This is a genomic window from Streptomyces sp. 4N124, from assembly GCF_052245395.1.
In the GTDB taxonomy this organism is placed as follows: domain Bacteria; phylum Actinomycetota; class Actinomycetes; order Streptomycetales; family Streptomycetaceae; genus Streptomyces.
Map to the genome: position 1 here is coordinate 1 of NZ_JBQQBS010000126.1, position 5,397 is coordinate 5,397.

Sequence of the window (5,397 nt, forward strand, 5' to 3'; positions counted from 1 at the left end):
GCACGAACCGCTCATGCAGAGCGGCCAGTTCACCCGCCCACAGCCTGACATCAGCAAGGTCCCCACCCATAACCACACCAACGAACGACCTGGCCAGCAGTCACGACAACCACCGTTGCAGTACTAGCCCGCCCCTCGCGAAAGCCATTGCCGCACAGGTGTGCTCGCAGGGGAGGTCGAAGAGGTGGCCGCGGAGGTTGTGGTCATCGGGCATGGCTGCGGATGTCGGGGAGCAGGCAGCGCGCCGATCTTCCCCGGATCGCTCCCGCCCATACGCCGGCCCCGTAGGCGAGGTCGTCCAGGCGCCGGGCGAGGGTGAAGCGCAGGGGGTCCAAGTCCGGGGCGCAGCGCCGGTGTTCGAGGAGTGAGTCGGCGGCGGCCGCGAGCGCGGTCACGCGGCGGACGCGGCGCGAGAGGAGGCAGCCGGCGGCGGTCAGCGGCCACCAGTGGCGCAGCAGCAGGGCCGCCGTCTGTTCCGCCGTGGCGGCCAGTGCCAGCCCGGTCAGGGAGGCGGCGAGCCGGCGCGGATCGGCGGTGCCCGCGGTCGCTTCGCGGGTGTAGCGCCGGGACACAGAGGTGAGCACCGCGGCCGCCACCGGCACGGACCAGCGTCTTTGGGCGAGCAGGGCGGCCGCCACCCCCGCCGCCCATGGCGTCAGGGCGGCCGGGGCGACGACGGAGCCGTGCCGCAGGGCGAGGGTGTGCGCGCCGGAGCCGTAGTAGGCCTTGCGCGCCAGCCAGTTCGTGAGCCGGGTCCGATGGTCGTGGCGGACCGTGACGGAGGGGTCGTAGCGGATCCGGTGTCCCTCGGCGGCAAGCCGCCAGACCAGGTCGACGTCCTCGCCCACCCGCAGCGGCTCGGCGAATCCCGGTCCGAGGGCGTCGACGCGGGCGACCAGGCAGGCGCTGGGGACCCACGACACGCGGGAGCGGGGGTGGACGAGGGCGGGGTCGGGGCCGAGGTCGAGTGAGGAGCGTGCCGCCTCGTACCGCGAGATCCAGGAGCCGGTCTCGGACAGGCCCAGCACGCGTGGGGCGGCGAGCGCCAGCCGGGGGTCGTGGAAGTGCCGCAGCAGCGTGGGCAGGGTGTCGGGGCCGAGAGTGACGTCCGAGTCGACGAAGGCCACGTACGGCGTACGGACCTCACGCAGGCCGGCGTTGCGGGCCGCCGCCGGACCCCGGTTGGTGTCGAGGCACACCAGCCGGGCGGCGTGCCGGGCGGTGACGCGGCGTACCGCCGCCCGGTCGTGGGAGGCGTCGTCGACCACGATCACCCGCAGCCCTCCCCCGATGCCGGCCAGCAGCCGGTCCAGCTCCCGCGCGCGGTCCCGGACCGGTACGACGACGGTCAGCAGGGCCGTGTCCAAGCAAGGGAGGCCGGCGGTGACGGGATGGGCCATGCCCAGGGCCACGAGGCGGTGTGCGAGCCGGACGGAGAGGGGGTCCTCGAGCCGGATCCTGCGGCCTTTGAGGAGGGGTCCGGCGCGGGGGGAGAGGCGGACGAGGCGGGGCGGGGCGCCGCCGACCAGGACGCGTCCGGCGTCGTACTGCCGCACCTGGGGGCCGAGTTCGACCACGGAGCCGGCCGGGAAGGTCATCCGCGGAAGCCTCCCTCCGCGCTCATGACGGCGCCGTTGGCGACGCCGCCGTGCGGGGAGCAGCAGAAGGCGATGAGTGCGGCGACCTCTTGCGGGTCGTTGAGCCGGCCGGTCAGCTGCGCGTCGGTGAAGTGATCGACATCGTCGAGGCCGTAGATGGCCGCCGTCGCCTCCAGCATGGCGGTACGGGTCGAGCCGGGGGACACGGCCACGGCGCTCACGCCGGTGCCGGCCAGGTCGGCGGCGAGTGCGCGCACCAGCCCGACGACGGCGTGCTTGGCCACCCCGTAGCCGCCCAGGTGGAACAGCCCGCGGGTGCCGGCGGCGGAGGCGACGGCGACGAACCGGCAGCCGCTCGGCGCGGGCCCCTCGAGGAAGTACGGCACGCAGACCGCCGCGGTGTTCCACACGCCCATGACGTCGACGTCCCACAGCGTTTGCAGGTGCGTTTGCGGGGTCTGCCACAGGGGCTGTCCGCCCAGGATGACGGCCGCCGCGGCCACCACGGCGTCCAGCCGGCCGAAGTGCCCGACCGCCCGGGCCGCCGCCGCGGCCAGCGCGGTCCGCTCGCGTACGTCGGCGACCTCGACGAGGATCTGGTCCGGGTGTTCGGCGGCCAGTTCCTCCAGGTCGCGGCGGCTCGCCAGGGCGTACTGAACGCCGGCGCCGCGCTGCGGCGTCTCGCCCGCGCAGCTGTCCAGCGCGAGCACCCCGTATCCCTCGGCGCACAGGGCTCGTACCGTGGCCGCCCCGATCCCCCGGGCCGCCCCGGTGACCAGAGCGGTCCGTCTGTCCTGGCTCACCGCAGCGCCCCCTCGGCCGCGGCCACCAGCTCGTCGAAGAGCCGGGCCCCTTCTGCGGCCGTGGCGGTCGTCGGGTCGCCCAGCACACCCGAGGGCGACACCGCGCCGACGCCTTTGGCGAGGATCGCGGGCATCAGTTCCGCCAGGGGTGCCGTGTTTCCCCGCTCTGTCCGTCTCACGTCCACCAGGTCCGGGGCGAGATGGAGCATCAGCGAGGTCTCCGTGTGTCCGGCGTGCGCGTCGCCGCCCCCGGAAAAGCAGGGGACCCAGGCCACGTCCCGGCCCTCCTGAACCAGCTGGGCGACGGCGGCGGACAGGCAACGGACGTTGCCGCCATGACCGTTGACGAACACGATGCGGCCCGCCCAGAGGGCGAGCGAACGGACGAGTTCGACGAGCAGGAAGCGCAACGCCTCGTTGCCGATGGAGATGGTGCCGGCAAAGGCCTGGTGTTCTCCGCTGGCCGCGTACACGATTGGCGGCGCCACCACCGCCGGCTCCCCCACCGCGTGCGCCACCGCGTGGGCGACCGCGTCGGCGATCCGTGTGTCGGTGTCCAACGGCAGGTGGGGGCCGTGCTGTTCGAAGGAGCCCAGCGGCACCAGGACCAGGGGCCGCTGCGGCACCGCGGTCCAGGCGAGGTGCGCCAGCTCTGTCATCCCTGCTCCGCGGCACCGGCACTGCGGGTGAAGCCGGGCGGGAGAAGGACGTCCTCGGGGCCGAGGTCGTGGATCGAGGAACGCCCCAGACCTCGCAGTGTCGAGCCGATACCGCCGGCCATGACATCGAGGACGTTCTCCACCCCGGCCTGGCCCGCCGCGGCCAGGCCCCACAGGTAGGCGCGGCCGATCAGGACCGCCCGGGCGCCGAGCGCGAGGGCCTTGACGACGTCGCTGCCCCGCCGGATGCCGCCGTCGAGCAGGACCTCCACCTGGTCGCCGACCGCGTCGGCGATCGCGGGCAGCAGCCTGATGGGGGCGGGAGTGGTGTCGAGGTTGTTGCCGCCGTGGTTGGACACCGACAGCGCGCTCACGCCCAGGTCCACCGCGCGGCGGGCGTCGTCGGGGCGGGAGATGCCCTTGAGCAGGAAGGGCCCCTGCCACTCGTCACGCATCCACCGGATGTCGTCCCAGCTGGGCGGCGGGGTGCCCATCCACTGCCCGTACGCGCCGAAGAAGGCCGGAGCGATGCCGTCCTCGCCGGCCAGATTGGGAGTGGTGAGGTCCGGCAGGCGGCCGGAGCGGGCGTAGTCGAGCAGCCAGGACGGCCGGGTGAGGCCCTGCGGGGCCAGCTTGGCCAGTGCCTTGAGGTCGAGCCGCTCGGGGATCCAGGGACTGCCCCAGTCGCGGCCGTGCGAGAAGGACCAGTCGAGGGTGACGATCAGGCCCGCGGCACCGGCGTCCCGGGCGCGGTCCATGGTGCGGACCATGAAGTCCTTGGAGCCCATCCAGTACATCTGGAAGAAGGTCTTCGCATTGGCCGCCACGACCTCCTCGACCGGTTTGCTCGCGAAGGAGCTCAGTCCCATGGCGGTGCCGCGCGCGGCGGCGGCCCGGGCGACCGCCACCTCTCCGTCGGGATGGACGGCCTGGACGCCCGTCGGCGAGATGATCACCGGGAGGGCGATCTCCTGGCCCATGACCGTCGTCGCCGTGTCCCGGTCGGCAGACAGGTCCGCCACATGCGGGGCGAAGCCCAGCTCCTGGAAAGCGGCGGTGTTGTCCCGGTAGGAGACCCCGGCCTCCGACCCGGCGAGCAGAGCCTGGTAGACCGACTTCGGAAGCCGCTGCCGCGCCCGCCGCTGGGCATGCGCGACAGTCTCGAACCAACGGTTGCCCATCAGATACCTCTCACGACGTGTTACGGAAGGCCGGTGGGGCGGAATCCGGTGAGCGGGTCTTTTGCGGCTTCCGCCAAGATCTCAGGCGCCGCGGCAGTCAGGGCCGTCTCCTTGATGGCCATCGTCGGCTTCCCCCTCTCGCTGCCGGTGTGCATCACCGTATGGAAATGATGGTGCCAGGCCCCATGGAAAGGCCACCCCTAACAAATTAGGGGTGGCCTTTCGAGCCCATCGCCTGGTGCGCCGGAAGTGGAAACCAGTGAATTTCCGCCCGTCAGACGGGAAGTTCCTTCTCGCGCAGGCCGACCGTGACCGAAAGCAGCGCGCGGGAAAGGTCCTGGCCGGTCGGGGCGGATTCCGGGTCGATCAGCCACTGGGCCATCACCCCGGTGAGCAGCGCCTGGAAGAATGATCCGACCGCACGCGCGGCCCGCTCGTCATTCTTTTCCCCCAGTCGCGCCAGCAGGCTTTCCCCCAGGCCGGCCCGGGCCTCCTGCATACCCTTGGCGAGGGCCTCACGGATTTCCGGGGAGTGCTCGATCTGCGGGAACGCCTCGAAGTTGGCGGACCACAGCCGGCGGTGCCGGGAGAGCAGCTCGATCACCCTGATCCAGATCGCCTCGAACTGCTCGTGCGCCTGGCCCGCCGCATCCGGGTTTCCGGCCATGGACCGTTCCAGTGCCTTGCCCCATTCGGAGTTGGCCTGGATGAGGGCCTCGGCGAGCAGCGCCTCCTTGGAGCCGTAGTGGTAGCCGATCGAGGCAAGGTTCGCACCTGAGGCGGCGACGATGTCACGGGCCGTCGTGCGTGCGTACCCCTTCTCGGTCAGGCACTGCTTCGCACCTTCGAGCAGAGCCTCGCGATGTCCCATGCCCAACCCCTGCCTCATCTTTCATGCATATGTCTCGTTCAAGCGTCTTATCGGGCAGGCCGGCACTGCCCGGGCTGCTCAGCCCAGGAAGCCTCAAGGCCTCTCGTGGAAGGCAGCCGCAGCCGGGACCTGAACGGGGCCGCGCGCCAGGAGGTGTGCGCGAGTGGGGCCATGGCCGCCAGTGAACCCCACGGCGGGGTGGGGGGCCGTGGGGTTCCGGCCGGGCTCAAGTGGGTGTGCAGGCCGTGTGTAGTGCGGGCGCGGGCCGGAGGTGGGGGTGGGGGT

5 protein-coding genes are annotated in these 5,397 nt (G+C 72.3%); all 5 read right to left on the reverse strand.

What is annotated here, in order from left to right; all coding sequences use genetic code 11:
* Positions 1-203: 203 nt before the first annotated feature.
* On the reverse strand, positions 204-1,598 hold the full coding sequence (gene mftF / locus ACTWQO_RS48270; protein ID WP_443243777.1) for a mycofactocin biosynthesis glycosyltransferase MftF: 1,395 nt from the start codon (positions 1,596-1,598) through the stop codon (positions 204-206).
* Positions 1,595-2,401, reverse strand: coding sequence for a mycofactocin-coupled SDR family oxidoreductase (locus ACTWQO_RS48275; RefSeq protein ID WP_443243778.1), 807 nt, complete (start codon positions 2,399-2,401; stop codon positions 1,595-1,597). The genes mftF and ACTWQO_RS48275 overlap by 4 nt, the downstream gene beginning before the upstream one ends.
* Positions 2,398-3,060 (reverse strand): mycofactocin biosynthesis peptidyl-dipeptidase MftE, encoded by a 663-nt coding sequence (gene mftE / locus ACTWQO_RS48280; protein ID WP_443243779.1) that lies wholly within the window; start codon positions 3,058-3,060, stop codon positions 2,398-2,400. Before mftE ends, ACTWQO_RS48275 begins: the two co-directional genes overlap by 4 nt.
* Positions 3,057-4,241 carry a pre-mycofactocin synthase MftD gene (gene mftD / locus ACTWQO_RS48285; protein ID WP_443243780.1) on the reverse strand — a complete coding sequence of 395 codons (1,185 nt, stop codon included), beginning with the start codon at positions 4,239-4,241 and terminating at the stop codon, positions 3,057-3,059. The genes mftE and mftD overlap by 4 nt, the downstream gene beginning before the upstream one ends.
* Positions 4,242-4,515: 274 nt before the next feature.
* Entirely contained in the window at positions 4,516-5,112 is a 597-nt protein-coding gene (locus ACTWQO_RS48290) for a TetR/AcrR family transcriptional regulator (protein WP_443243781.1), read from the reverse strand.
* Positions 5,113-5,397: the final 285 nt, after the last annotated feature.